Consider the following 557-nt stretch of genomic DNA (forward strand, 5'->3'; position numbering starts at 1 on the left):
CTCACTTTTCGCTGCCGCAATTTTATCTGTCGCAATCAACTCTTCAATACGAGTGAGAGAGTTTTGATACGGGTTAATAACCTTAGTATCGAGCTTAATACGATGAGATGGATATTTGATTGACTGACCAATCGCATTCGCCGCAGCTACGCTGTAGAAATTGCGCTGACCAACTAAGGTCGCCAATCGCTGTTTGCCTGCAATATCATCACCCAGCGCAATCTCACTTCGACCTAACCAATATTGCCAGCGAAGCGAGGCTTGCTCATCTTTGTTGAGTACGGCAACCCACTGTTGAACACCTTTCCAATCTGCATTTTGAATTGCTAGACGGATACGATTTTCGATCAAAGCGACATTTTTACTGGTTTTCGTCTTATCATCTCGCCATTTGGCTAGTGAATCGGATTCAGTACGAATCAGACGAATCGCAATGTAGTCCGCAAGTGCTTGGGCTTTTTCTGCTGAGAACTTTTGTCCTTTCACGACTTGCGCATACGCTTTTTGAGCTTGATTGACATCCATACGAGCTAGCTTTTCTAACGCATATTCACTCT

The 557-nt window shown here is 44.2% G+C and carries 1 pseudogene; it reads right to left on the minus strand.

Features of this window, described 5'->3' with window-relative positions:
- A pseudogene (locus R7Z49_RS26870) lies at positions 1-557 on the minus strand (lytic murein transglycosylase); the annotation flags it as partial.

The organism is Vibrio sp. 1562 (genome assembly GCF_033340155.1).
GTDB classification, from domain to species: domain Bacteria; phylum Pseudomonadota; class Gammaproteobacteria; order Enterobacterales; family Vibrionaceae; genus Vibrio; species Vibrio alginolyticus.